This is a genomic window from Maribacter aquimaris, assembly GCF_014596745.1.
In the GTDB taxonomy this organism is placed as follows: domain Bacteria; phylum Bacteroidota; class Bacteroidia; order Flavobacteriales; family Flavobacteriaceae; genus Maribacter_A; species Maribacter_A aquimaris.
This window is the reverse complement of the sequence record NZ_JABTCF010000012.1, coordinates 58,495-85,142: the sequence shown is the minus strand read 5'-3', so window position 1 is coordinate 85,142 and position 26,648 is coordinate 58,495. Positions and strand designations below refer to the sequence as shown.

Here is a 26,648-nt window from a genome sequence, read left to right as displayed (position 1 = left end):
ATGAAGAAAATACTTACTGTCTTGGCTGTTGGAAGCCTTATTATTGGCTGTGGCGAAAAAAAAGAGGAGAAGAAAGGTGGTTTTGAAATGAACCGCGCCAAAAAAGAAATCAAAGCGGAAAAAACCACTGGGGAAGTTCCCGTTGATTTAAACAACAAAGGGGTTGGACCAATTACCTCGGTCGAATTCGGTACGGAAATAGATACCGAATTGGCCGCCAAAGGAGAAAAGCTCTATTCGACCATTTGTGTTGCCTGTCATATGGCCGAACAACGAATGATCGGACCTGCCATGAAGGGCCTTTATAATAAGAGAAGTCCTGAATGGGTGATGAATATGATCTTAAACCCCGATGGTATGCTTAAAGAAGATCCTATCGCAAAAGCCCTCTTGAAAGAATACAATAATTCCATAATGCTGAACCAAAACCTAAGTAAGGATGACGCAAGAGCTATTGCGGAGTATTTGCGTACACTTTAAGCGTTGCCCATAACAAGTTTCCAGTGGTGTTACCCTATCCATAGGAAAAGGTATCACCATTCTTTTATACCTTGTCAACAGCTACCTTATATGTTGGATCTTCCAATACATTCACATCGATAATATCATACGCATTTTCCAAAAGTAGAATACAATCTTTGCTTAAATGTTTTAAATGGATTTTCTTCCCTGCTTTGGCATAGCGTTCGGTAAGTTTATTCAAAGCTTCAATACCGGACATATCCACAATACGGCTCTCCCGAAAATCAATGATGACTTCTTCAGGATCATTTTGAACATCGAATTTTTCATTGAACAACGTAGTAGAGGCAAAGAATAGCGGACCATAAATCTCGTAATGCTTAATCCCTTGCTCATCGACATATTTCCTAGCCCGGATACGTTTTGCATTTTCCCAAGAATACGCCAATGCGGAAATGACTACTCCAAATAATACGGCGACGGCCAAATTATGCGTAACGGCTGTAATCAAGGTTACCAAGACCATCACAATAACATCGGAATTGGGCATTTTTCGAAAGGTCTTGAAACTTGCCCATTCAAATGTACCGATAGCTACCATGAACATAAGTCCGACCAAAGCCGCCATAGGCAAACGCTCGATAAGGCTAGATCCAAACATTATAAAAACCAACAACATGACAGCAGCGGTAATTCCCGACAATCTTGCACGTGCTCCCGAAGAAGTGTTGATCAAACTCTGACCGATCATAGCGCAACCACCCATGCCCGACAAAAATCCGGAAAGGATGTTAGCCGTTCCTTGGGCAACACACTCCTTGTTACCACTACCACGTGTTTCGGTTATTTCATCGATGATATTCAGGGTAAGTAAACTTTCTGTTAATCCTACGACCGCTACAATCAAGGAAAATGGGAAAATGATTTTCAAGGTTTCCAAAGTGAATGGTATATTCGGAATGGATAATGGTGGAAAACCACCTTGAATGGTTTGTCCCTCTTTCATGGTGTCCGCTACGGTAAGCGTATCAACATTAAAGCCAATTACGATTGCTGAAACCACTACAATGGCCAATAAGGAAGAAGGAATGGCCTTTGTCAATTTTGGAACCCCCCAAATGATCAACATTGTCAAAAAGGTTAGCCCCAACATGGTATACATGGAAGCACCTGTTAAAAGATCATCCGTTCCTTTTTGATAGAAATTCGGGAACTGGGCCATAAATATGATAATCGCAAGACCGTTTACAAATCCGAACATTACGGGGTGGGGTACCAATCGAATAAATTTACCCAAACGCAAAAACCCAGCAATTACCTGTAATACTCCAGCAATGATCACCGTCGCAAAAACATAATGTAAAATAGTCTCTGGTTCGATACCCGGAAATGTATTTTTGAGTTCTAAGATCAACCCAATGAAAATAACGGCAACAGCCCCAGTAGCCCCCGATATCATACCTGGCCTACCTCCAAGGATAGAAGTCACCAAGGCCAAAACAAAGGCAGCATACAAACCCGTTAAAGGAGAGAACCCAGGAATCAAAGCAAAAGCAATTGCCTCAGGCACCAAAGCCAAGGCCACCGTAAGACCTGATAAGATCTCTGTTTTATAATCTACTTTCTGTTTAAAATCGAATATATTCAAATACTTCCTCATACCCTATAATTAAAGGGCGCAAAAATAGTGCTAATAGTTGGGATGACCTTAAAACACGAAATTATTAAGGATTTAACAACTTACCAAGACTTTAATCCCAACAATTTTTCACCAAGAGGGGATAAATTGGCTGTATCGTATTTCGTTTGTTCCCAATTTCTGGGATCCCCCGGAAAAGCATATCCCTCAGGAGCAATTCGGTTCTTCCAGGACATCATACGCCATTGTCTTAATTCCCTATTATCCTCTTCTGCCGGCATCATAGAAATATATTGGGCCATGCGTACTTTATCCTTTGACCTGTTCGGCCGAATGCCATGTGGCTGTGCACTATGGAAAACCAATAAATCACCGGCTTTTAGTTTCACCTTTACGATTTTGTCTTCGAGACCATTAATATCAGGTTGAAAATGATCCCTGTCCTTAGGTTGTGTCGATTTCCAAGTTTCATAATTTCTATAAAGCCATGGTATACACTGAAAACCTCCCATTTGGTCATCGGTCTGGTCGGCCAACGCCAAAACCCCCTGTACATTCTGTGGTCGGGTCTCTGGGTCGTAATCCCAATGTATGAAGCCTTTTTGTTCATGACCGGGCCTATTCGGAAAATTTAAATTGGCCCGATCGATCGTTACCCATAATTTTTCGGTGCCCCATATATCCACAAACGCATCATAAACCCGTGGCATTTGCCTATTGTTCCATAAATGCTGATGATTATATACCTCTACCATTCCCGTACCAGTAAGCTCTTTCATTTTCATTTCTGCCCTTGGTGGAGGATACCAAGAATTTGGGTCGCCTGGTTCCTTCTCTTCAAATTCCCATAGAAATTCAGCGGTTTTTTGAACTTGTTCCCTGGGAACGGCATTTTTAATAATTACATACCCATTATGCATCCAGAAATCCCAATCGGCTTCGCTCAAAACCCTTAACGGTCTTCCATTGGATCGGTCATTTAATTTTATGTTACTACTGGTTGCCATGGATGGATTTCCAGGAATATCCTCATGGCCCTTATTGGCCCTTCCAAATTTTGCTTGGGTATTCTTCATGATAAAGGATTTAGAAATAATAGGGTAAAACTATTTAACGAAACGGCATTAATCTACCTTGATATTGATCTATATTTGAACTATATTGATAATTAAACTCCATTTATATCCATATTAGGATAATTTTGTTGTCTATTACGTATGAAAATCCAACTAGAAACCTTCGACCAGCCAACCAAAAGTCCCTTCCGGTTGCTACATGACCCTAAATTGAACCATCTGTATTACTGGCATTTTCATCCGGAATTTGAATTGGTCTATATTGAGGGAGCCAGTGCAAAGCGCCATGTAGGTGACCATATATCACACTACAAAAACAATGATTTGGTACTTATTGGATCAAATATTCCGCATTTGAATTTTGATCATGGTGTAAAAACCCCCTATTTGAAAGAAGTATTGCATATTAAACCCTCCTTTAAAACGGACTTTATTGAGCAAACATCCGAACTACAATCCTTGGAGCACCTTTTGGAACTTTCAAAATATGGCATTGCATTTACGGGCAGTACAAAAACCGAAATCGGTAAACTTATGAAAACGCTCCACACCCTATCGCCTTTTGATTTCTTTATGCAGGTCGTCACCATCCTAAAACTACTTTCGCAGAGCAAGGAATTTGAGTTGCTCCATAAAAAACCCTTTATCAACAAATACCGTAAAAAGGAGCAAGGCCGCCTTCGTAAAATCCATGGTCTGATCGATGAGCGCTATCAGGATAAAATATCATTGGATGAGGTTGCGACTTTATGCCATATGACCAAGCCTGCATTTTGCCGTTATTTCAAAAAGACAACAGGAACCACTTTTGTCGGATTCTTGAACCAATATCGCATCAGTCAAGCAAAAAGATTGCTTTTGACCGGAAAAAATATAAGTGAAACCTGTTACGCTTGCGGTTTTGAAAGTTTATCCTATTTCAATCGCACCTTTAGGAAGATAACCGATGAAAATCCTTCAGAATTCAGAAGGAGGCACTTGAATCATTGAATCTTGATGTATGGATCAGTACATTTCTTAGACCAATAGACGGGTCAGTCCCAAAAGGTGTGCACGGATTGATCCAAAAGAGAGACCCCTATAGCATTCCATTTGTGTTTAGCCCTTCTTTGTATCCCCAAAAAAAACGCCCCAATCGTTTTGATCAGGGCGGTTCTTAACTTAATAACCAACCAAAAAGTCCTTATTTGATCAACGCATTAACTGCATTAAAGCGTTGATTATATTATTCCCTACTTCGTTTCACCTGCATCACTGGGTTTATCGTTTTCTTTCGTTTCTTCCCGTCCAAAGTCTTATCGGATTTCAGGTATTGAATGTAACCCCTTCCCTTAAACCTATACACCGTTCCACTGCTGGGGTGATACAATTCAATGGTACTATCATTAATAACGTACAACTCAAAGTAATCATTGCCCATGAAATCATACCCCAACTTTAAAGTTTTAAGCGTTTCATCGTTTTCTACATCATAAACGGTATAATCCCCTTCATAATCCCATTGAAGGTTGTTTATGGCACTGCCTATCGGGTCAATGGACGATTTAAAAACATCATTCTGGCCACTCTCAAAAAACTGTAGAAAGTTCTCCCTATCAAATTCATTCAATGCCCCTACTTCACTGGTATACGTTTTCTCCCATACATCATATTCCTGTAATAAATATTTTATGTTGTCATAAAATACCAAATCGAAATCGAAACGGTTCAACTGATAGCCTCTTAAATAATAGGAGGTGTTAGAGTTGGAATCGTACAATTCCAATGTGTTACCATTGACTGCAAACACATCCAATAACCACCGCCCATCAACATCATGGTCTATTTCCAAAGTTCCAGGAAAGGCATTAAAATAACCAATTTGGATCCCATAGCCATTTCCGGTCTTTCCAAGTCCTGCGATATTATTGTTCGCATATACGTTGCCATTATCAAAGGAAATGGTAAAGGCTCGTTGAAGAAAAGGAACCTCCCCATTTCCTGTCGTCTCATTGATATCGATATACCAAAGGTCAAATGATTGCAATACCTGGGCCGTATTAAAACCGGATTCCTCTATGAATTCATCCTCGAGTATCACTTCCGTATAACAAGAAGACATTAAGATTCCTATCAATAATAATCCAAGGTGAAGTTTTATAGCTTTCATATGTTCCACTTTTTAAATACAATGTGCCAAATAACCTTTCGGTGCAGAGCGAAAATTATTTCGGCTTATTCCTTTATCTGATTGTGTTTGTTCAACTTACACCGACCAAGCACCGTGCCATAAATCACAATTTACTGTATTACAGCTATTTAGATTATTGTTCTAATTTTATTTACTTTTGGTGTCAATTATAATTTCATATGGAAAAAGATTTTCGATTTGCGGTATTCGGTGGCGGAAGTTGGGCAACAGCTATAGTTAAAATGCTCACTGAGAACCTTCAACAAATCACATGGTACATGCGTAATGAAGATGCCATAGCCCATATTAAAACCCAAAAACACAATCCCAATTATTTAAGTTCGGTTGAATTCAATACCAATCAATTGAACCTAACCTCCGATCTGAATGCGGCCGTAATGGACAATGATGTGCTCATCTTCGCCATACCTTCGGCATTTCTTGATACCGAATTGAAGAAATTGACAGTTTCACTAAAGGATAAAATCATATTTTCCGCGATTAAAGGAATCGTTCCGGAAACAGGTTTGATCGTGGGTGAACACTTTCATAAGATGTACAATATCCCTATTGGGAACATCGGTGTGCTCACAGGACCTTGCCATGCTGAAGAAGTTGCCTTGGAACGTCTTTCATACCTCACCATCGCCTGTGCTGACAAAGCAAAAGCCCAATTGGTGGCCGATTCGTTAAAAAGTGACTACATCAAAACCAAGATTTCCGATGATATTATCGGAACGGAGTATGCTGCAATGTTAAAGAATATTTATGCAATTGCCGCAGGTATCTTCCATGGTTTGGGATATGGGGACAACTTTCAAAGTGTGCTTATGAGCAATAGTATCCGAGAGATGAAACGCTACATTAAACGCGTACACCGAATGAAACGCAACATTAACAATTCTGCCTATCTGGGTGATTTATTGGTCACAGGGTACTCTACATTCAGTCGAAATAGAATGTTCGGGAATATGATTGGAAAAGGGTATACCGTCAAAAGTGCGATGATGGAAATGAGCATGGTAGCCGAAGGTTATTATGCCACCAAAAGCGCCTACAAACAAAAAGCGGATTTTAAAAGTAAGGTACGTACACCGATTATCGATGCGGTATATGACGTACTCTATCTTGGTAAAAATGCCAAAAGCACTTTCGCAGCCTTGACCAACAAGATAGACTAAGCTCTAGGGCTTAACCAGGCCCAAATAAACCGATTTGGAGCGTGCTGGATTCAGCATCCAGTACTTATTTTACGTTAATGTTAATTTTAGCCTCGTTCCCGAGTTCATCAATAGCAATTATGATATGCTTTCCGGTGGTGGGCAATATGCCCAATTCATGAAAATTATTGGTTTGACCCAGATACTTTTCATCCAAATACCAATAAACCGATGTTTCAGGTTTCGTGTGTGCCAAATTCAGCACCAGTTCATTCAAATTACCCTCAAAATTTTTGGTTAAACTTATTTGGGCATGGTTCTTTGGATAAATAAACTCCATAGTAGGCTCCAAAGCGTTTTTACAATTTTCCTTAAAGGGCGGTAAATTCTTATAGGTAGGATGACTTTTTTTATAATAGAACGCCATTAGGGGTGGAAGCACGAACCAAGGTTCCCGGTAGGAGGCGGATATATCGGCACAGGAGGAATTAACCCGAAATTGTTTTTGTTGGTCTAAAAGAACCATCCTATGATACTTACAGACCTCAACATAATTGTTCTTATCCGGAATGGAAATTGTCTTTTTCGGACAATCCTTAGTGGCTAAAAAACCACTATTTCGGCAAACTTCCACCGATACGAATTCATCCAACGGTTTTTCAAACCAATCAGATTTCGGAAGCACATCGAAAACATCAAAAAGTATAGGGGCGGCACTCGAAACCCCTGTAACATTCGGTCTACCCTCGCCATCGGCATTACCTACCCAAATACCGACAACATAGTCTTTTGTGGTTCCTATGGCCCATGCATCCTTATTGCCAAAACTCGTCCCAGTTTTCCAAGCGATTTCCTTACTGCTATCGAAAAACTCCCAAGATTCATTGCCTTGGGGTCGGTTCACCTCTTTCATAGCCTCAAATGTCAGGTATATACTGCCCGCATCAAAAATGGTTTTTTCGGTGGATTTTTTTCCAAAATCAATTGTATGACCTTTGATCAAACTCGGATTTGCGAATTCCTGATCAAAATATTCACTTGATGAAGTATTAAAATGATTGATGGTTGACGCCATTGAAGCATAGGTTTTGCAAAGATCCCATAGATTACTTTCCGCACCTCCCAAAATCAATGTAAGTCCATAGTAATCGGCAGGTTTATCAATACCTCTCATATGGAAGGCATTCAATTGATCTCGAAAACGCTCTAACCCATACTTTTGTAACAATCGAACTGCAGGAATATTCAAGGAACGCGCCAAAGCCTTTTTTGCCTCAACGGCCCCACTGTAATCCTCATTGAAATTCTCTGGTCTATACCCGGCAATCTGTGTTGGCACATCGGGCACCAACATATCGGGCAATAATTCCCCAGCATCCATCATCGCGGCATATAATAATGGTTTCAATGTGCTTCCTGTGCTTCTAATGGCCTGGACCATATCCACATCCTTTTGATGATTCTTATCCGTTGGCGTATTTCCTATATAGGCCAGTACTTGTCTGGTATGCACATCCAACACCAATACTGCGGCATTATGCACCTGGTTTTGTTTTAGATTTTGATAGTGCTTGTTTAAAATAACATCGACATTGGATTGCAAATTTCCATCAATGGTCGAAGTAATCCGTTCGCCTCTATGGCTTCTTGCCAAATAGTGCACGAGATGGGGTGCCAATTTTGGAAGTGGGTATGGTTTTCGCGGTAATTTTTCCAATAACGCCATCTCATAGGTCGTATGGTCCAAAATGCCATTTTCGAACAATTTTCTCAGTAATCGATTTCTTTTTTGAAGCAACTGCCCTTGATTCTTCCCAGGATATATAAGGCTAGGGGCATTCGGCAAAACCGCTAAAGTAGCCGATTCGGCCCAGGATAATTGATGGGCCTGCAACCCAAAAAAGCGCCAAGCGGCCACATCGAGCCCTACGACGTTTCCCCCAAAAGGGGCGTGACTTGCATAAAGACCTATAATTTCTTCCTTGGTATGGCCAAGTTCCAATCGGGTCGCCAGAACCAATTCAATAGCCTTTTCCCAATAGGTGCGTTTTTTCCCTTTTCTGGACAAACGAATTACCTGTTGGGTCAAGGTACTCCCTCCCCGAACAGATTTCCCCGCCTTAATATTCGCTGCCACGGCTTTCGCCATGGAAATGGGATTAAAGCCTGGATGCTGATAAAAATAAGCATCCTCGAACTGAATAATACAGGTTTTAAACTTAAATGGCACGCTATCAACCTCAGGGAACCGCCATTGCCCATCATCCGCGATCATAGCCCCTAAAAGTTTCCCATTCTTACTTTCGATTACCGTGGCAGTAGGGTCTACAAAAAGATCCTTGGGCAAACAAAAATAATAAGCAAGCAATAGAACCGCGAAAACCAATACTTTCCCGGGATGCTTTTTAATCCATTCCTTAATACCCCCACGTTTAAAAGGAATTATATTATTGATCAAACCCATATTCCCGTTCTACCAAACAAATTCTGACCTTATACCTTGCATACCAATCGGATCTACCTTTTTCCTGTGCCAGTAAATGATCGGTATTCGATTTCCAATGGGCAATATCCTGCAGGCTCTCCCAATAACTTACAGAGATACCTATTTCATCCCGGGCACTTTCAAAACCTAAAAAACCAGGTTGTTGTCGGGCCAAATCCTCCATTTTTTGGCCCATCGCAACATACCCATGATCTCCACTGGTTCTATTGCTCGTAAAAATCACGGCATAATAGGGCTTTGTCATATTTCGTTGTTGTCAAGTTGTAAGAAGACCCAAATCTAGAGGGTTCATTGGATTCCCATTACCCTAGATCAAGTTCTTAACCTATACTTAGCGTTTAATAACCATCAATATATATACTCCCTTTCCAAAAAGTACGATACAATGGCCTCTTTCATAAGAACGGATTGTTCACCTGCCTTCAATGCCGGTAATTCTTCCTTAATCGTATAATGGGGCCATCCTTCTTCATCAAAATATTCAAATTCATAATAACCATAAGGTTCCAATAAACGACAGATCGCAATATGCATCAGATTCAATTTCTCATCCTTTTTAAAGGTATTTTGGTATTGACCCAATTCTTGTATGCCCACCAAATAAATGATAGCATCTAACTCCAATGCATCCCCATCGGCAAATTGATTCGAAAGCTTTTCAACCAATTGCTCCCATCGTTCCTTTAATTGTAGGTCTCTTGACATAGATTTGTTTTCTGGTTCAAAGGTACAAATCAATGTTTTATATTTGTTGATGAAACTTGTTTTGCTATTTATTGACTACCGCTTAAAACAATTGTGTTTCCCTAGACCACGTTTGGGGTCTCTTTTTAAAAACAATCAGGATGGGAGTATTGGATATTATTTTGGGGCTATTATTGGTTTACGGACTTTATAAAGGTTTTATAAACGGCCTATTTGTTGAAATCGCCTCAATCATCGCATTGGTTGCCGGACTGTATGGCGCGATACATTTCTCATATATAGCAGGGGATTACCTTTCTTCAAACATGGAGTGGAATGAACGTTATATGAATATTACCGCGTTTATCATCACCTTTATCATCATTGTCATTATAGTGCACCTAGCCGGAAAATTCCTGACCAAAATCGCTAATTTTGCCATGTTGGGACTGTTGAACAAATTGGCAGGGGCTATTTTTGGCGCTTTAAAAGTAGCTGTGATCATTGGTGCTCTTTTGGTATTCTTTGAACGTGCCAACTCCTCGGTTAATTTGGTGAAAAACGAAACGTTGGAAGAGTCCGTACTCTATGAACCCGTAAAGGAAATAGGTGCCTTGGTCTTCTCCAAGGTCTTGAAGGAAAAGGATGAAAACGAATCCCAAGAAGAATAGGGCGTCATTACTTTGAATATAATAAGGCCATATTCCTTCCTAAAAAGACCCCTACTGCCATATTCAAATACCATCAATTTAGGGGAAACCAAACCCCTATACTTCCAAACCTTATCTAAACCAAGGGAATAGTCTGTAAATAATAGTGTTTTCCTTGCCCCACTATTCGTTATATTGAAGTAAATTGTCGCTAAGCCATATCTTTTAACCACTCGGTCAGGCCATCCAGCAACCATGACCTTGGTCTACGTTAAGGCCCGAAATATTGAATGACATTTAATTTACGAATGATTGAAGAACACTAATAAATACAGTTTAGGGATTTTAATGGCTATTTAACGATTTAAAACCTTAGGTTAAATCAGATTGTATTCTTTTGTAAGTGTTAACGAGGTAATGATGACGCATTGAAAAAATTAAAAGATACTCCATATTATTATAGGGCAATTCACGAAATCAATTATAGTTTCGGTGATTTTTACCTATTTGACACTTTTGTCGTAGGTGAAATCCATGATAATGTCCATGTTTCTTGGAAAGAACACGGAAAGATGATTGCCGAGGAATTGTCTAATTTATATGATAATAACGGTAAGGATATCATCTACATTTCGAATAGGGTGAACGACTATTCCTTGGTGCCTACCGATTGGAAGATATTTTTTAAATTGAGTTATAACCTAAAAGCATACGGAATCATAAGCCATACCAAGACAGGTTATTTTAATGCCATGCTCGAAAGAATGTTCGTGAACACAAAATCACGTTGGTTCAACTCCCTAGAGGATTCCATAATCTGGGTCGATAAAATTTCGAATACCGAAGTATTGAAATCCAAGAAAAAGAGGGTTTCCCTTTAATTTTTTAGACCTTTTACAGTATCCCCATTCCGAGCACATTCACTCCTTCTTTATTGTACCACCTCGACCCATCTTCCCTTGGTCCTTACAGCATAATCATTGTCATACATGGCCTCTGCCTGTACCCCAGGCAAATAATAAGTTCCCAAATAAGAGGCATTCAATAACACCCTAAAGGTTTTTGTTTCATTCTTATTGAGATCAAAATAGAAATTAGCCCTATCGTCCCGTATATCGGTATAGTCTACTTGATTTTGTTCAAACGCCCCAAAATCGGTAAATCGTGTATTTACAATTTCCCACCCACTTGGGAATATTTGTGTCAAAGCCACATTTTCAATCTTATTTCCCGTGGTATTGGTCAAGGTAACCTCGGCTACAAAATCGGTGCCCTGCATGATTCTCGAAATATCGATACGCGAACCATCCCTTCCTTTATATACCGAACTAACCTTAAGGTTTCGCTGAAATTCCCGATCCTCACCTACCGGTAGTTTTCCATTATTCACAATTGAAACATACAATGTGTTCCGATCCAAATTTGATATCACAATACTATTGCTACCTTCTTTGATTTTCAATTCATGTTCTGCCAAGGTCTTAGCCATATTTACATCTGTTATCGCACCATTTACCGTTAATTTGGCCTTGATGCCTTTGCCTCCTACCATGCCAGCGAATTTGGCCATTGCCAAGAGACTATAAGCAGTGCTTTGCGTACTCATCCATTGTTTTTCCCCCAATCGTTGGGCTACGGTTTTGGCTAATTCCCTTGCCTTGGATTTATCATTGAGCAATACATATGTTTCCAAAGCCATAGCTCTATTTCTACTTTCGGAACCAAACGTATAATAGTTGTATTCATCGTTCGTAAAATCCATCTTGGTATTGGAAAGCACCTCTTCTGCAACCCGCTTTTGACCGATTAAGGCATAGGTTGCGGCTAGGCGGTATTTTGATTCGTTGGTAAGTCCACGGGTCTCCCTTAAACGGTTCATTGAAGCTACATCGGCATTCCCCGATAAAGCGAGGGTATACAAACGATAGGCCTGTGCCAAATCAGAATTTTCCGAACCACTTCTCCATTGTTTCGCAACCTGTTGTTGGTAACTTACCCAGCTCGACTTAAACCCAATAGGCAACACATAGCCTTTGCTTTCGGCCTCGATCAAGAAATGACCGGCAAAGGAAGTACCCCAATCGTTGACCCTTCCCTCTCCAGGCCAATACGGGAATCCCCCGTTAGGCAATTGATAGCCTCCCAATCGCTGAATGGCACTTTCTACGTGCTTTTGCACCTGGCTTTTACGATTGGCATCCAAATCAAAGATATCCGACAAGAACAGTTGGGGGAAAGCAGCCGAAGTGGTCTGCTCTACACAACCATGGGGATACCGAATCAAATATTTCATACGCCCATTGAAATTCATCGGTGGTATGGTCGAAAATTCTACTTGGGCCGAATTGCTTCCTGCAATTCCAAAAGTTTGAAGATCCAACGTTTGACTGCCTTGGGCATCAAGGACCAAATCCTGTACCGTAGAGGTCATCGGATTGGGATTGACCACATCAATCGGAATTTCAAACGAAGCCTTTTCCCCATTGCCCGTAGCTTCTATCCTTACTTTCCCTATACCCTTAAAATCGGACACATTTAACTTAAAATAGACCATTTTCTCATCGGGCTGGGCAAACGAAATGGTTTGGGAAGCCGCTCCCTCGATGGTGAACGCTTGATCCCCTTTGATGGAAACGGTGACATTACGCACCTTCTTTTCCATCGCAAAAACCGTTATCGGAAGGGTTACTTTTTCACCTTGTGTTATTTTTCGGGGCAAAGAAGCCAATACCATCAATGGCTTTCGAACCGGAGTGGTCTTCTCTACACTGCCATAAGCCCCATTGGTATTTTCCCCTGCGACGATCATGGTTCGGACCGACCCTACATATTTTGGAATTTTAATCTTATGTGAACGTGTTTGACCTTCTTTTAGTTCAAAAGGTCCCAAATAAACGACCATAGGCTCAAACCTGTTTGCCTTTTTGTTCTTGGCCCCCGCCAATTCACTATCACCCCCTATAGCAAACACTTGGTCTATACGACCGCCGAAAGCACCAATAACATCATCATAGACATCCCATGTTTTTACCCCTAGGGCTTCATGGGCATAAAATGTATCCCATGGGTTAGGGGTTTTGAAACGGGTTAGGTCCAATAACCCTTCATCTACAATGGCAACACTATAGGTCATTGCTTTTTTGTTCGCCTCACTTACTTTTAATGTGATACTCTCCTCTGGTCGCAACACCTCGGGCATCGCAATAACAGGCTCTAATTTGGTAGTGGGATTCTCTACCGAAATGGGTATTAGACCGTACAATCGAAGCGGGGAATCATTCAGGGTTGAAGCGTGCGGTTGTAATAATGAAATATGGATAAATACGTTTGGCGTATAAAGATCCTTTATGGGCAACTCGAATTGTGTCTCTCCCTTGGTGGTTTCTACCCAGAGGGACTCTAAGACTTCACTGCCATTTTCAATGGTAACCAAGGCTCTTCCCCCTTCGGAACTAGGAAAAGTCACTTTGGCCTTTTCCCCTACATTATAAACTTCCTTATCCGCGGAAAAGACCAACATGGTAGCCGCCGAAGGATCATTTTTCCTTGATTTACCAGCCCAACCTGGCCAGTCGATATAAATGGTCTTTCCGGTTGCATGGCCTCCGTTGACATCCTCTACACGCACTAAATAGCGACCCCAATTAGGGTATTTCAATTCAAAATCAAAGGTGGCAATCCCTTTGGCATTGGTGCTTATTGTCTTATCAAAAACTTTCTCACGGTAATTACTACTGCTAAAATTGCTAAGATTATCCGCAGAAGTATCCCACCACCATCTCCAATTAATTTTGTGGATGGTCACCTTAAGGTTTTTGGCGGCTTTCGGATTTCCTTTTTCATCAACCGATACCACTTCAAAAAGATGCTTGGTATCTGTCAGTAACATCCCCCTGTTTTTATCCCCTTTGGGGGTATTCAATCCAATGTAGGTTGCATATGGGGAATACGGTTTTACAAATACATCGGTGCTGAAATCGCCTCCATTTTCATACACCTTTGTTATAAAAGCGGCATTGAGCATTCCTGGCGCCCTATTCGATAATTGGACATTCATACTGAAATCCACCTTGCCCTCTGCATTCAATCTACCATCAAAAACACGTTGTTCTTCCGAAGTAAAGGTTCTTGTTGGGTCATCAAAAACATAACCTGGGAAGGATTTAAAACTTGTGTTCTGTGCATTGAACTTAGCCGTAACATCTGTTTTAAGATTCTTGGCAATAGCCCCATGGAGCCACTTCACTTCCAAATTGCCCAAAATAGGTTTGGCACTGGAGAGTACCTCCTCCTTGAATGTTGTCTTTATCTTTAACCTATTGGGTTTAATGGTCTCAATCTTGATGGACTTCGTAAAGGTTGCCCCACCAACCGACACTTTTGCCAACCAATTGCCCGTCGGTGCATTTTCATCGGTCTTGATCGTAAAATGATAAAAATTGTTCAGGCCGGAAGTTCGGACCTCACGCAAGACCACTTTATTGTAGGGGTCCAATAGCTCAAGTTTAACGGGATGATTGTCAGGTAATTTATTCGCATTATCATTCAACAAAAACGAAAGGAAGATTTGATCTCCAGGACGCCATACCCCGCGTTCCCCAAAAATGAAACCTTTAATGCCTTTCTGCAGTTGTACCCCAGATACATTGAATTTACTCACCGACAGGGAATTACCATCGTTGAGTTTAACATAGGTTTTCTGTCCATTTTTCTCAACAATGGCAAAATAAGCCAGCTTTTCGGCATCGAAAATAGATGTGCCATCAGCATCGGTAACGACATTCCCCAAGGGTTGTTGTTGAAAATTATAGAAGGTAACCTTTGCCCCAGGAACAGGGCTCGTATTTAAAATATCATTGACAGCCACAAAATAACTGTTATTCACTCCCTTTTTTACCGTAACACCAAGATCACTGGCCAAAACATTGATGCCGACAGTTTTATTGTAGTAATAGGACGTATGGCATGGATTGTCTCGCTCGTTCCAGTCATAGTTATAATAGTAGTCCTCATAATAGGTTTCTATACCATCCCAGGAACTATCTTCCTGTGCTTCATCAAAATCCTCGACTGTTTCCGAATCAGAATCAAAATTGGTAGTGCTGCATTTATAAGAACTGTATGAGGGTTTAATATTGAACTCTACCCTATAAATGGCCCCAGGATCGGGTGTTATCAAAGTTTTAAGATCCAACGCATGTGCCGTCCATTTCTCATTGGTATTTGATAATTGGGTTTGTAGTTTGATTTTCTTTCTGACGATGGGACGGGCTACCGAGCGCAAGTTATTATTGCCGTCAATGGTATTCCCCTGAAGGAATTGAAGGACATTGTTTTCGTAAATCTTCAAAACAGATATGTCCACAGCCTTAAGATTTACCGTTTCGAAATTTATCTTTAGGTTGTTCGATGATGGTAATATTGTTCCATTGCCCAATAACCGTATTTCAGGTTTAATCTGTTCAAAGGCCACACGCTCCTCAAATTTGGACATGAGTTTATACCCATCGGCACTTTGGATCCCATCAAAAACCTCTAGCAATGCCGTTCCTTTAATTTCTTGGTTGGGATAGACCCTCAAAACATTGCCATCTACGACCAATCTTGGATTGGAAGCTCCTTCCAAAACCACCAAGCCCTTTAAATTTTGACCTTTTTTTATGGGGTCGGAAAAATTGATCAAAACCAATTGATCTTCTCCGGTTTGTACCAAGGCTTCCAAAACCGTAAAGTTGTTCTTACCAGGAATCTTTATGGTATTCTTGCCTGAGCTTTCGATATTTTTTTTTGTTCCATCCCAGACAACTTCCAGGGACGAATCCTCTTCAAATCGCTGTATACTGTCGATCTTAAAAAAAAACTGCGTGCCTTCTGTTACCGCACCTTCAAATTTGAGTTTTACATCCTTCCCGTTCTGCCTTACCGATATGAGCTCTTTCAATTCCTGTAAAGGCATGATATCAGAACTTCGCACATGACCGGTTATGTATTGTAAGTCTTTGGAATAGGACTGCAATGGCTCCGTGTAAACATTAAACTGTTGCTTTTGCGTTTTTACGCCGAAAACCATGGTCTTCAGTTCTTTTGGGACTTCGTCTATAATACCCTTCAACGCCAAGGTAAATGTGTAATCCGTATCCTGATCAAAACCTTCTTCGGGAACAAAAGCTATTGTCCTATTGTTCAATGCAACCACCTTTCCCTTTACCTTGGGGTTTACCTTAAGTAGGCCATTGTCCAATCCATCACCATTTTCCCAAGATCCAACAGGTTGGTTCAACACAACCCGAACATCACTTTTTGCGGAAATAATACCATGGGTTACCTCGGATATATACGATTGGTATTTGCTAAGATCATCGAATTGTTCAATGGAAGATTCCTTTTTAGAGGTACATCCAACAAGTAGTATTGAAAGAAGTGCCAAACGCACTAAATGGGCAAATTTCATAAAATGGATATTTACCATAAAAGTAATAGGGATTTTATAAAAACCAATTCTAAAAGAATAAAATTCGAGCTTAAAATATCATACATGAAAAAGAGTGAAAATTCCTTTCCATATAGCCCCTATTTAATTACAAATTGACAAAAAACAGGCTCAACTAATAACATATATCCAAAAGTAGGTTGCAGTTCATCGAAAAAAAACATCTTCTAGTAGGTTGTTACCACAAAATTTTCTATCATTACGGCAGTTGAGACACCCCATTCGACTTTAGAACACGAGACCCCAATTCTCCACCTACTTATTTAAGAACACACCTACTTACAATTTAGAACATTGTATGAAAATGAGATTGTCACAAGCATTCCTCATTATATCTGTTTTAATTCTAAATTCTTGTTCACAAGAATCATTGGATGATACAGATATTATCGAGGCAAAGAATGCCATTGAAGTAGAGAATGACCTTTTGGATATTGTAAATGGCCACAGGCTGTCTATGGGCTATTCCTCCATGGAATTCAGTGCCATTGCCTATGAGTACGCCAACCAACACAACGACCACATGATAGCGACCGGTAGTCTTAGCCACGATGGTTTTAGTTCTAGGGCCTCAAGTATCTCTTCCGAGGTCAATGCCGAAATGGTTGCCGAAAATGTTGCCAAGGACTATGCGTCCGCTTATGAGGCATTTGAAAAATGGTTGGCCAGTACCGAACATAAAAAAACCATGGAAGGCAACTTTACCCATACAGCGGTTAGCGTTAAAAAAGATAATGAAGGCCATTTATACTTTACGCAGCTCTTCTATCGATAAAAGATAGCCTAAAGTCCAATTTTCTTTTCTTACATTTGAATTACTGGCTTGTATAAGTTTGGTGTGGGATCCAACGGGCTAGTTATTAATATTCAAATTTTAATTATGGCCATTTCACCCCCTTTTAATCTATTAAAGTGGATCGAACAAAATCGGGATTCACTAAAACCCCCCATAGGGAATAAGAATCTGTATAAGGAATCAGGTGATTATATTGTAATGATCGTTGCTGGGCCAAATGCCCGTAAAGACTATCATTACAATGAAACCGAGGAACTTTTCTTCCAATTGGAAGGCCATATAGAAGTCCATATTCAAGAAAATGGACAAAAAAAAACCATGAAGCTTGGACCGGGCGACATGTATCTACACCCAGCAAAAGTACCACATTCCCCTGTTCGGCATGAAGGATCGATAGGATTGGTCATTGAACGTAAAAGGGCCAATATGGACGTTGATGATGGCTTGCTATGGTTCTGTGACAATTGCAACCACAAATTATACGAGGCATATTTTACCTTGAACGACATAGAAAAGGATTTTTTAGCACACTTTAAACACTTTTACGGTTCCAAGGAATTACGCACCTGTGACAATTGTGGCACGGTAATGCCCGTTGATGAACGTTTTACTTCGGAGGATTAAACCATGGGAACAGCTATAGACATTCTTGTAGGTCTGGTCGCAATATTGCACCTCTATTTCCTTTGGTTCGAAATGTTTGCCTGGACAACACGGGGTAAGCGGATCTTTAAGAATTTTCCGCCGGAACTATTCGAGCCTACAAAACCCCTTGCAGCCAATCAAGGATTATATAATGGCTTTCTGGCAGCTGGACTCCTATGGACCTTTTTTATCACAGATCCCATATGGAAATCGAATATTGCCCTTTTCTTTTTAGGATGCGTCACCGTTGCCGGTATTTACGGGGCAATGACAGCAGATAAAAAAATATTCCTTTTCCAGGCAGCACCTGCGATGATAGCAATAATCCTACTCTTGGTCAAATAGTTCCCGTAAACCCTTTATATTAAAACCCGCCCAATGACAAACCGCATGATTATTCGTAGCTTTGTCATATATTTAACAATTCGTGGTTAAAAAGTTATATTATGTCAAAAATAGCAATGGAATTCGGCATCAACGATGCCCTTAAAAAATTGGGCATCCAGGATATCAATCAAGGTACCTCTACGGGCTCAAACAATTTTGGATCTGGCGAGGTTATTGCCTCACATTCACCTGTAGACGGCGCCCTTATCGGGAAAGTAAAAAGCACCACAAAAACCGACTATGAGCAGGCCATGGTTACCGCTACCCAAGCCTTTAAACCTTGGCGAAAAATGCCCGCCCCCCAACGTGGTGAGGTTGTTAGGCAATTTGGCAATAAGATACGTGAACTTAAAGAACCCCTAGGTAAATTGGTTTCCTATGAAATGGGGAAAAGCTACCAAGAGGGTTTAGGCGAGGTTCAGGAAATGATCGATATCTGTGATTTTGCCGTCGGACTTTCAAGGCAACTCCACGGCTTGACCATGCACTCCGAGCGTCCCGGCCACCGTATGTATGAGCAGTACCATCCTTTAGGAGTGGTCGGTATTATCTCAGCCTTCAATTTTCCGGTTGCCGTATGGGCATGGAACACTGCCTTGGCTTGGGTATGTGGAGACGTATGTATCTGGAAACCTTCAGAAAAAACACCATTATGCGGTATTGCATGTCAACATATAGCAGCTTCGGTACTTAAATCCAATGGGCTTCCCGAGGGAATCTCATGTCTGATCAACGGTGATTATAAAGTTGGGCAAATGATGACCCAAGATCCGCGTATACCTTTGATCTCTGCAACGGGATCCATAAGAATGGGGAAGATCGTAGCGCAAGCGGTAGCCGCCCGATTAGGCAAATCATTACTTGAACTTGGCGGGAACAATGCCATTATCGTAACTCCTGACGCCGACATAAAAATGACCGTAATCGGTGCTGTCTTTGGAGCCGTAGGTACTGCAGGACAACGGTGTACCTCAACACGTCGATTGATCATACATGAATCAATGTACGAGACCGTCAAAGAAGCACTAGTGAAAGCTTACAACCAATTGCGGATTGGAAATCCCTTGGATGAAAAGAATCACGTAGGACCTTTAATCGATACCGATGCTGTTGCCAATTATCAAAGTGCCTTAACCAAGGTTGTGGAAGAAGGTGGAAAATTGATTGTAGAGGGAGGGGTTTTAAATGGAGCAGGCTATGAAAGTGGATGTTATGTAAAACCAGCCATTGCCGAGGCCAATAATGATTTCGAAATAGTACAGCATGAAACTTTTGCGCCCGTATTGTATCTGCTTAAATATTCAGGGGATGTCAATAATGCCATAGAAATACAAAACGGGGTGGTTCAAGGTTTATCTTCAGCCATAATGACCAATAATTTGCGTGAAGCTGAAAATTTCCTTTCCTGTGCGGGTAGCGACTGTGGTATCGCTAATGTGAATATTGGTACTTCCGGTGCTGAAATCGGAGGTGCTTTTGGGGGCGAAAAAGAAACTGGTGGAGGCCGTGAATCGGGTTCCGATGCATGGAAAGTATATATGCGAAGACAAACCAATACCATAAATTACACCACCGAACTACCTTTGGCCCAAGGGATTAAATTTGATTTATAGTACGTAAAAAACCCGCTGACCGTTCAAGGAATCCGTCTTGCCATAGGTGAGACCATCCCAAAATCGTCAGCGGGTTTTAATAACCAACTAAACTAACTAACCCAAATTATAAAGAAATAAATAAAAGTTACACTGTTCCGATCATCACCTTATAGCTCAAGATTCCAAGTTGTTGCTTTCATGCGGCTCCACTTTCCAACTACCTTCAAGCAAAGCCTGGGTACCCAAGACAATTACCATACAACAAAAGGTGATAATGTTTTTTATTCTTGCTTTCATAATGATGCGTTCTAACATTACTGAATACTTAAATTTACTAGTTCAATTGCCTGAAATCAAGTTTTTATGTACAAGTGGTTACGCCTTTTGTATAAATGTCATGTTTAACCCTCTTTTTGGCATTCTTTGTATAAACCCGATGCCTATTGCGATGCCGGAACCTTGTCGGAAGGAGTGGGTTTAATCCTGATATTTTGGCACAACCTGTACATTAAAGCCACCTATGATTCGAACATCTGCATGAATGCATTATGCATGGTCCGGAAAACCCGATTCTACCTTGTTGATTTTGAGGATTTAGTGTCCGCTTTATAAAAAATTTTAAGATTTTTTTAATACATTGTAAACTAAACACTAAATCATTATAAACAATGACAAAAAAAACTACAAACCTACTAGGGATAATCATTACTATTCTGGCGGGGACGTATTTTTACATTACCTGTTGCAGTGAATGTGGAATGTCGTCCAAAAAAGAACCCGACAAAGAAGTAATGGCCCCGGTAGCAGATGAGGCTACGTCCTATCCGTTTGCTTTTAACGAAGGTGAATTTGCGTACAGTTCAAACAACAACTTTAACTTCAATCCATCTTCATCGACCATCCTTATGCCGGTCACCCAAGATATTGAAGACGGTATAGGCCGTTTGAACTCCTTCCTGACCGAAAATCCGAATAAAGTGATGGATGTCACCGGATATTATAAAAGTGATGAGGAAAATGACTCTGCCTTCCCTAATTTAGGATTGGCACGTGCCAATGCGGTAAAGAATTATTTTGTCTCCAAGGGCATTCCTTCCAGGTTAATAAACATCTATGGAACCTTAAAGAACGAACTTGTTCCTAAGGGAAATATCTATCTGGGACCTTTAGGATATAACCTTACCGAAAGGCCCGAAGATGCCGATGACAAATTGAAAGCGCTATACAACCGTATCAATAGCAACCCATTAACACTTAAGTTCAATACCGCCGAGGCTTCTATAAACCTCTCATCGGAACAGCGTCAAAAATTTGCCGATATCTCTACCTATTTAGACAAGGTGGAAGGTGCTACGGCAAATGTTGTGGGCCATACAGACAATACCGGGCAGCGGGCAACCAACATCGCATTAGGTCAAGAAAGGGCTGATTTCGCTAAAGCCTATATGATGCGCAATGGAATTTCCGAAAGTAAAATAAACGCCACTTCAAAAGGCCCGGATGAACCATTGGTCAGCAATGCAACCGAAGAAGGAAAAGCACAGAACAGACGAACAGTAATTACTTTAAATTAAATCACTAACCTAAAAATATAAAAAAAATGGATTTTTCAACAATGAATATTTGGTGCTGGTTAATTCCGCTATTGGTGGGCTTACTATGTGCCTATTTCGGATACCTTATAGGTAAGGGCAATACCAAGACGATAGACAATTCCCAGGATTTGAAACTATTGCAGGATAAAAATGTAAAACTTAAAGCCGATTTGGATGCCTGTAAAGGGAAATTATCAGCCGGTGCCGCAATGGCCGCAGCTGGTGGGGCCGTAGCCGCTGCCTCATTAACCTCTGAACCCGTAAAAGAAAAGGAAATTCCTTTTGATGCGGCTGCCGCAAAAGCCGCCATAGGGAAAGTCATTAAGAAAGATGATTTAAAAGTTGTTGAAGGCATAGGCCCTAAAATATCAGGAATGTTCAATGATGCGGGTATCAAAACATGGAAAGCCCTTTCTGAGACCGCAGTTTCGGATTGTCAAAAAATCCTTAATGGTGGGGGTGATCGTTATAAGGTTCACGATCCCGCCTCATGGCCTATGCAAGCTAGAATGTGTTACGAAGGTAAATGGAAGGAACTCGCCAAGTGGCAAGATGAACACGACCATGGAAAACTATAAATCAACAAAAAGCCCTGATAAAATTATCAGGGCTTTTTTTATGCTATAAAGTTCCGTTGGCCTCAACCCATTTAAAATGGTATTGATCTTCAGGAAATGACATCCTCTCTGAAATACGTTGTAATCTATCTGGTAATTTCATTAAATAATCACGGGCCTTTTCAGCCTCATCATTAAGATGCCTGACAGTATCCAATTGCCAATACGAATTCAATTTCCTAAGAATATCGATATAATCCTGTGCCGTATAAACCCCTAGACGTTGTGCACAATTGGAAAAATTCTCAAAGGCCGTACCTATACTCCCACCAGATTCACGCAAAAAATGTGCGGGCATAACAATTTTTTTCTTCATCATATCGGCAAAAGCCAACATCATTCCCGAGGGATCTTCCCCGAAAATATGCTTCACAAACTCACGATACGCCAAATGATGTCGCATTTCGTCACCGGCAATAATGGTACACATCTTACCCAAAAGGGCGTTACCCCTTTTTTTAGCCATTTGTCCGACCCGTTTATGTGATATGTTGGTCGCCAATTCCTGAAATGAGGTATAGACAAAATTCTTATAGGGATCCCTATCGGTGCCAATATCGAAACCATCGGCAATCAAATGCTGTGTGGTAATTTCCACTTCACGCATATTAACGCGCCCAGACAAATACAAATATTTATTCAGGACGTCACCATGGCGATTTTCTTCTGCGGTCCAGGCCCGCACCCATTTAGACCAACCATTTTGTTTTCCATCATGTTGGTTTACCCCCTCAACATCCATCAACCACGCTTCATAGGTAGGTAAGGCCTCCTCCGTAATAGTGTCGGCTACCATGGTTACCCAAAAGTCGTATCCCAATTCCTTGGATTCTTCACGCAATTGCTCAATATCATTCAAAAAACTATCACTTTTAGGGTCTGGAAGAAAATCAGATGGTTGCCAAATATCATCGATGGGGATTAAAAATGAGTCCATAAACTCCCCAACTTTAGGCTCAATAGACTGCATTACCTCTAATCTTATATTCTTCTTTACCATATTTTCTTTTTATTAATGTACAATTATATCAATAATATTTAGATAAAGTTGTCCTAAATTTTAGTTCCTGCCCTTTTCATTGGGATAAAAAGTATGTACTGGATCACTTTGCCAGACCTCTTTGGTATGTGCATCAATGATTGACAGAGGTCCATCAAAAGCAGCTCCCGTATCAATATTCCAAACATTGGCCGCCTTTTGGGGTGTGGTTTCCCCTATGCGTGTTACCGGGGTATGTCCAATGAATATTTCATCGTAGTGCACTAACCTTTTTGGATAGTATGGGTGGTCTTTATGTAGTAAGGGATTTAAACAAAGTGCCAATTCCCATAAGGTTCGATCCCAATAAAAGGTTTTTGTGAAATATTCGTGTTCGACCCCTTTGATATTCGTAAAGCCAGCATGAAGGAACATGCGGTTATTCGAATCCAAGTGATAGTTGACCAATCGATTGAAAAACCCCATATGCGCATCAATAGTCGATGTATTGGCCTTTGCATAGGATGCTACGCTTGATGCCCCCCCGTGTTGCAACCAAACAGGATTATCTTCCCCCGTTTGAAGCCAATTTAAACAAAGTTCGTCATGGTTTCCCCTTATAAAAATACAATCATGGGTCTGTTCCAAACCGATTAAAAATTCAATTGTTTCTACGGCGGTACTCCACCCGTCAACGTAATCCCCTAAAAAAATCAATTTATCGGTACGTGAAACCTTGGCTCGGGACAATACTTGTTCGAGCGCCTTTAATCCGGAATGAATGTCACCTATTACTAAAGTCCTCATTGTGCAAAAATCGCAATAAGCGCTATTATTACAAGAATAAATAGCACTAAAAAGAAAATTTTCCAGAACGAATAGGGTCTTGTACCACTCAAAACCCCTGTTTGCCCATTGATATAAAAAAGGAATTCCTTTCCGTTAAACCGGTACGAACTAATATACACAGGAAGTAATATGTGCTTAAAAGTCTCATCGGTCAACTTAATATCGGCATGGTTGATGCGTTGGGTGTCCCCACCGATATCCCTACGGATCCAACTATATGCAATTTCCTTGGCTTTTTGGAAAGATTGATGGTGGCCTTCTTTCAACGATATCGTATATTTCTCGGTAACAAAACCTGCCAAATATTTTGAATTGAAAACAACCAATTCCTTTAAATTCCAATAGGCGATCTTACCGGGAATCTCCCTTCGTTTTTTTTCTGAGGCATTTATGAGAATATCATCTACAAAACCATTTACCGTACCAGTGGCCGACGACCATCTTGTCTTTCGAACCTGTCGGTTCTGCATTCCATTTTTGGTTCTAATCCTTTGTGTTTCGTAATAATAATCCCCACGTTTTCCTTGATAGTCGGCAAACATGTTCGCATCAAAGGTCCAATAAGGAATATACAGCCCCCGCATACTTTCAGGGTCCAGGGCGGCCCGCTTTAGATTATTGGGTGCAAACCAGATTTGACCCACCCATTTCTTAAAGATCGATCGGGCTTTTTTGGTGTCCAATTGAAAAGGCACCAATGCCCCGGGGAGGATCCAGCCTTCTTTCTCTATATCCTCACGAATCAAGGGTTCCCCACAGTAGACACATTGGAGTGACTTATAATTTTCCTCAACATGTTGGTTGGCCCCACAGTTTTTGCAGTGCAGCAAATCTATGGTTTCCGTATAGGCATTTTCCCCGACTACCTTAAGATAGTGCTCAAGTTCCAGCTCTTCAAAACTGCTTTTGGCCTGTTCAATAAACTCCTCATAACCGCAATACTCGCAGGTAAGCTGGTGCGAACCTGGTTTGAATTTAAGTTCCGCACCACAATTGGCACAGGATTTATTAACTTCGGAATTAAGGGTTTTTTCCATAAACAAATGTTGCATTTTCCACAAATATGTGAAAATTCAATAAATAGCTATATGGCTGTTTAAGCGGTTGGTAATGGCGGTGGGGTATTACCTCCCAAGAACACCTTCAATTCCTCAACATCCTTTAAGGCGACCCAATCGGCCATACCCTGTTTCCAAATAAGGGTATCCCTATTGATAGTTCTACTAGCAAAAAGTTCCTTTAATTTATCAAAAGTAACCGGACCACCCTGTTGCCCGTTTACGGCATAGTGGTACAAAACCTGTGTAGGCATTGGTGGCGGCACTGAAGCCACTTGCTGGGGTTGACCCCCAAAAGGTTGCTGTGATGTTGGCTGACCCATCATGCTGCCCATCTGTTGTGCCAACACAAATCCCATACCCATGCCCATACCGGCACCTGCCGTACCTCCTTCGTTCTTGGCGGCGGCCTCCATGGCCTTGGCGGCCTTAAATTGTGCAAGCTTGGTCATATCAAGTTTATCCAACCTACTATACTCAAAGATTTCTTTTTTGAGCTCTTCGGGCATGGAAACGTTCTCTATATAGAATTTCTCCAATTCAATACCCACACGACCAAATTCGGGCTGCATCACATCCTGACAGGTTTCAGAAAGCTCACTGGTGTTGGCGGCATACAACTCAATGGGCAAATTGGCCTCTCCCACAGTGTCGGTAAAACGGGTGACAATTAAACTTTTCAAGTGCTCATTAACCTCATAGTTGGTAAAATTACCATCGGTACCAACGACATCGACCACAAATTTACCTGGATCGTTGATTCTAAAACTATAGGTTCCAAATGCTCTTATCTCGACCAAACCAAAACGCTCATCGCTGAGGATAAAGGGATTTTTAGTACCCCATTTCTCATCTGTGAACAATCGGGTGTTCACAAAATACACCTCTGCCTTAAATGGGCTGTTAAATCCGTATTTCCATCCTTTTAACGTTGTTAGAATGGGAAGGTTCTTCGTACTCAAGGTATATGTGCCGGGTGTAAAGACATCGGCCAATTGCCCTTCATTTACAAAAACTGCCGTTTGACCTTCGCGAACAATAAGCTTCGCATTATTCTTTATTTCATTCTGATATCTCTCAAATCGATGTACGATCGTATCGTTTGAAGTATCCATCCATTCGATGATATCGATAAATTCGTGACTTAATTTGTTTTTTATTTCATCAAATAAGCTCATGTTGTCAGTGTTTTTATTTTGTTAAAAGATAAGGAATTCTTTATATGTTCCAAAGGGGAAAACACAATAAATATTAGAAAACAACAGTGTTTCGTCGAATGCCAAAAAATAA

At 40.8% G+C, this 26,648-nt stretch carries 22 protein-coding genes; 11 read left to right on the top strand and 11 right to left on the bottom strand.

All coding sequences use genetic code 11. The features are described from left to right. The gene (locus tag HPE56_RS16775) at positions 1 to 480 is read left to right on the top strand and encodes a c-type cytochrome (RefSeq protein WP_188244911.1); all 480 of its coding nucleotides are present in this window, start codon (positions 1 to 3) and stop codon (positions 478 to 480) included. 64 nt (positions 481 to 544) lie between these two features. Here the strand turns inward: HPE56_RS16775 and HPE56_RS16770 are convergent, their stop codons facing one another. Beyond that, a complete protein-coding gene (locus HPE56_RS16770; RefSeq protein WP_188244910.1) occupies positions 545 to 2,122 on the bottom strand; it encodes a SulP family inorganic anion transporter in 1,578 nt (525 codons plus the stop codon). An 80-nt stretch (positions 2,123 to 2,202) separates the two neighbouring features. Next, entirely contained in the window at positions 2,203 to 3,177 is a 975-nt protein-coding gene (locus HPE56_RS16765; protein WP_188244909.1) for a phytanoyl-CoA dioxygenase family protein, read from the bottom strand. A gap of 141 nt (positions 3,178 to 3,318) precedes the next feature. On the opposite strand from HPE56_RS16765, the gene HPE56_RS16760 reads away from it, so the two are divergent. Then, on the top strand, positions 3,319 to 4,167 hold the full coding sequence (locus tag HPE56_RS16760; RefSeq protein WP_188244908.1) for an AraC family transcriptional regulator: 849 nt from the start codon (positions 3,319 to 3,321) through the stop codon (positions 4,165 to 4,167). Between the two features lie 235 nt (positions 4,168 to 4,402). On the opposite strand, the gene HPE56_RS16755 is transcribed toward HPE56_RS16760, so the two are convergent. Continuing rightward, positions 4,403 to 5,326 (bottom strand): nicotinic acid mononucleotide adenyltransferase, encoded by a 924-nt coding sequence (locus HPE56_RS16755; protein WP_188244907.1) that lies wholly within the window; start codon positions 5,324 to 5,326, stop codon positions 4,403 to 4,405. A gap of 200 nt (positions 5,327 to 5,526) precedes the next feature. Here HPE56_RS16755 and HPE56_RS16750 point away from each other — a divergent pair, with 200 nt between their 5' ends. Beyond that, a complete protein-coding gene (locus HPE56_RS16750; protein WP_188244906.1) occupies positions 5,527 to 6,528 on the top strand; it encodes an NAD(P)H-dependent glycerol-3-phosphate dehydrogenase in 1,002 nt (333 codons plus the stop codon). A gap of 64 nt (positions 6,529 to 6,592) precedes the next feature. Here HPE56_RS16750 and pbpC read toward each other — a convergent pair whose 3' ends face one another. From pbpC to HPE56_RS16735, 3 genes are all read right to left on the bottom strand, one after another. Continuing rightward, a complete protein-coding gene (gene pbpC, locus HPE56_RS16745) occupies positions 6,593 to 8,971 on the bottom strand; it encodes a penicillin-binding protein 1C (protein ID WP_188244905.1) in 2,379 nt (792 codons plus the stop codon). Continuing rightward, positions 8,955 to 9,257, bottom strand: coding sequence for an antibiotic biosynthesis monooxygenase family protein (locus HPE56_RS16740; RefSeq protein WP_188244904.1), 303 nt, complete (start codon positions 9,255 to 9,257; stop codon positions 8,955 to 8,957). Before HPE56_RS16740 ends, pbpC begins: the two co-directional genes overlap by 17 nt. Positions 9,258 to 9,361: 104 nt before the next feature. Then, positions 9,362 to 9,718: a hypothetical protein gene (locus HPE56_RS16735; RefSeq protein WP_188244903.1), complete on the bottom strand. Its 357-nt coding sequence runs from the start codon at positions 9,716 to 9,718 to the stop codon at positions 9,362 to 9,364. 140 nt (positions 9,719 to 9,858) lie between these two features. Between HPE56_RS16735 and HPE56_RS16730 the strand changes: the two genes are divergently transcribed. Both HPE56_RS16730 and HPE56_RS16725 read left to right on the top strand, forming a co-directional pair. Continuing rightward, positions 9,859 to 10,368, top strand: coding sequence for a CvpA family protein (locus HPE56_RS16730; protein ID WP_188244902.1), 510 nt, complete (start codon positions 9,859 to 9,861; stop codon positions 10,366 to 10,368). Positions 10,369 to 10,775: 407 nt separating this feature from the next. Continuing rightward, complete coding sequence (locus HPE56_RS16725; RefSeq protein ID WP_188244901.1) at positions 10,776 to 11,228, top strand: hypothetical protein; 453 nt, start codon at positions 10,776 to 10,778, stop codon at positions 11,226 to 11,228. A gap of 50 nt (positions 11,229 to 11,278) precedes the next feature. Here HPE56_RS16725 and HPE56_RS16720 read toward each other — a convergent pair whose 3' ends face one another. After that, on the bottom strand, positions 11,279 to 16,798 hold the full coding sequence (locus HPE56_RS16720) for an alpha-2-macroglobulin family protein (protein WP_188244900.1): 5,520 nt from the start codon (positions 16,796 to 16,798) through the stop codon (positions 11,279 to 11,281). A gap of 337 nt (positions 16,799 to 17,135) precedes the next feature. Between HPE56_RS16720 and HPE56_RS16715 the strand changes: the two genes are divergently transcribed. From HPE56_RS16715 to HPE56_RS16690, 6 genes are all read left to right on the top strand, one after another. After that, positions 17,136 to 17,612: a CAP domain-containing protein gene (locus HPE56_RS16715; RefSeq protein ID WP_188244899.1), complete on the top strand. Its 477-nt coding sequence runs from the start codon at positions 17,136 to 17,138 to the stop codon at positions 17,610 to 17,612. Positions 17,613 to 17,717: 105 nt separating this feature from the next. Then, the gene (locus tag HPE56_RS16710; RefSeq protein ID WP_188244898.1) at positions 17,718 to 18,257 is read left to right on the top strand and encodes a 3-hydroxyanthranilate 3,4-dioxygenase; all 540 of its coding nucleotides are present in this window, start codon (positions 17,718 to 17,720) and stop codon (positions 18,255 to 18,257) included. 3 nt (positions 18,258 to 18,260) lie between these two features. Then, on the top strand, positions 18,261 to 18,623 hold the full coding sequence (locus tag HPE56_RS16705; RefSeq protein WP_188244897.1) for a DUF1304 domain-containing protein: 363 nt from the start codon (positions 18,261 to 18,263) through the stop codon (positions 18,621 to 18,623). Positions 18,624 to 18,724: 101 nt separating this feature from the next. Then, positions 18,725 to 20,278, top strand: coding sequence for an L-piperidine-6-carboxylate dehydrogenase (gene amaB, locus HPE56_RS16700; RefSeq protein WP_188244896.1), 1,554 nt, complete (start codon positions 18,725 to 18,727; stop codon positions 20,276 to 20,278). A gap of 650 nt (positions 20,279 to 20,928) precedes the next feature. Then, on the top strand, positions 20,929 to 21,834 hold the full coding sequence (locus HPE56_RS16695) for an OmpA family protein (protein ID WP_188244895.1): 906 nt from the start codon (positions 20,929 to 20,931) through the stop codon (positions 21,832 to 21,834). A 26-nt stretch (positions 21,835 to 21,860) separates the two neighbouring features. Further along, the gene (locus HPE56_RS16690; protein WP_188244894.1) at positions 21,861 to 22,433 is read left to right on the top strand and encodes a hypothetical protein; all 573 of its coding nucleotides are present in this window, start codon (positions 21,861 to 21,863) and stop codon (positions 22,431 to 22,433) included. 43 nt (positions 22,434 to 22,476) lie between these two features. Here the strand turns inward: HPE56_RS16690 and HPE56_RS16685 are convergent, their stop codons facing one another. From HPE56_RS16685 to HPE56_RS16670, 4 genes are read right to left on the bottom strand one after another with little or no spacing between them, the layout of a single operon-like run. Further along, positions 22,477 to 23,472, bottom strand: coding sequence for an acyl-ACP desaturase (locus HPE56_RS16685; RefSeq protein ID WP_188244893.1), 996 nt, complete (start codon positions 23,470 to 23,472; stop codon positions 22,477 to 22,479). A gap of 60 nt (positions 23,473 to 23,532) precedes the next feature. Continuing rightward, on the bottom strand, positions 23,533 to 24,258 hold the full coding sequence (locus HPE56_RS16680) for a metallophosphoesterase (RefSeq protein WP_188244892.1): 726 nt from the start codon (positions 24,256 to 24,258) through the stop codon (positions 23,533 to 23,535). Continuing rightward, positions 24,255 to 25,337 carry a DNA helicase PriA gene (locus HPE56_RS16675; RefSeq protein WP_188244891.1) on the bottom strand — a complete coding sequence of 361 codons (1,083 nt, stop codon included), beginning with the start codon at positions 25,335 to 25,337 and terminating at the stop codon, positions 24,255 to 24,257. The genes HPE56_RS16680 and HPE56_RS16675 overlap by 4 nt, the downstream gene beginning before the upstream one ends. Positions 25,338 to 25,396: 59 nt before the next feature. Then, positions 25,397 to 26,536: an SPFH domain-containing protein gene (locus HPE56_RS16670; RefSeq protein ID WP_188244890.1), complete on the bottom strand. Its 1,140-nt coding sequence runs from the start codon at positions 26,534 to 26,536 to the stop codon at positions 25,397 to 25,399. Positions 26,537 to 26,648 lie beyond the last annotated feature (112 nt).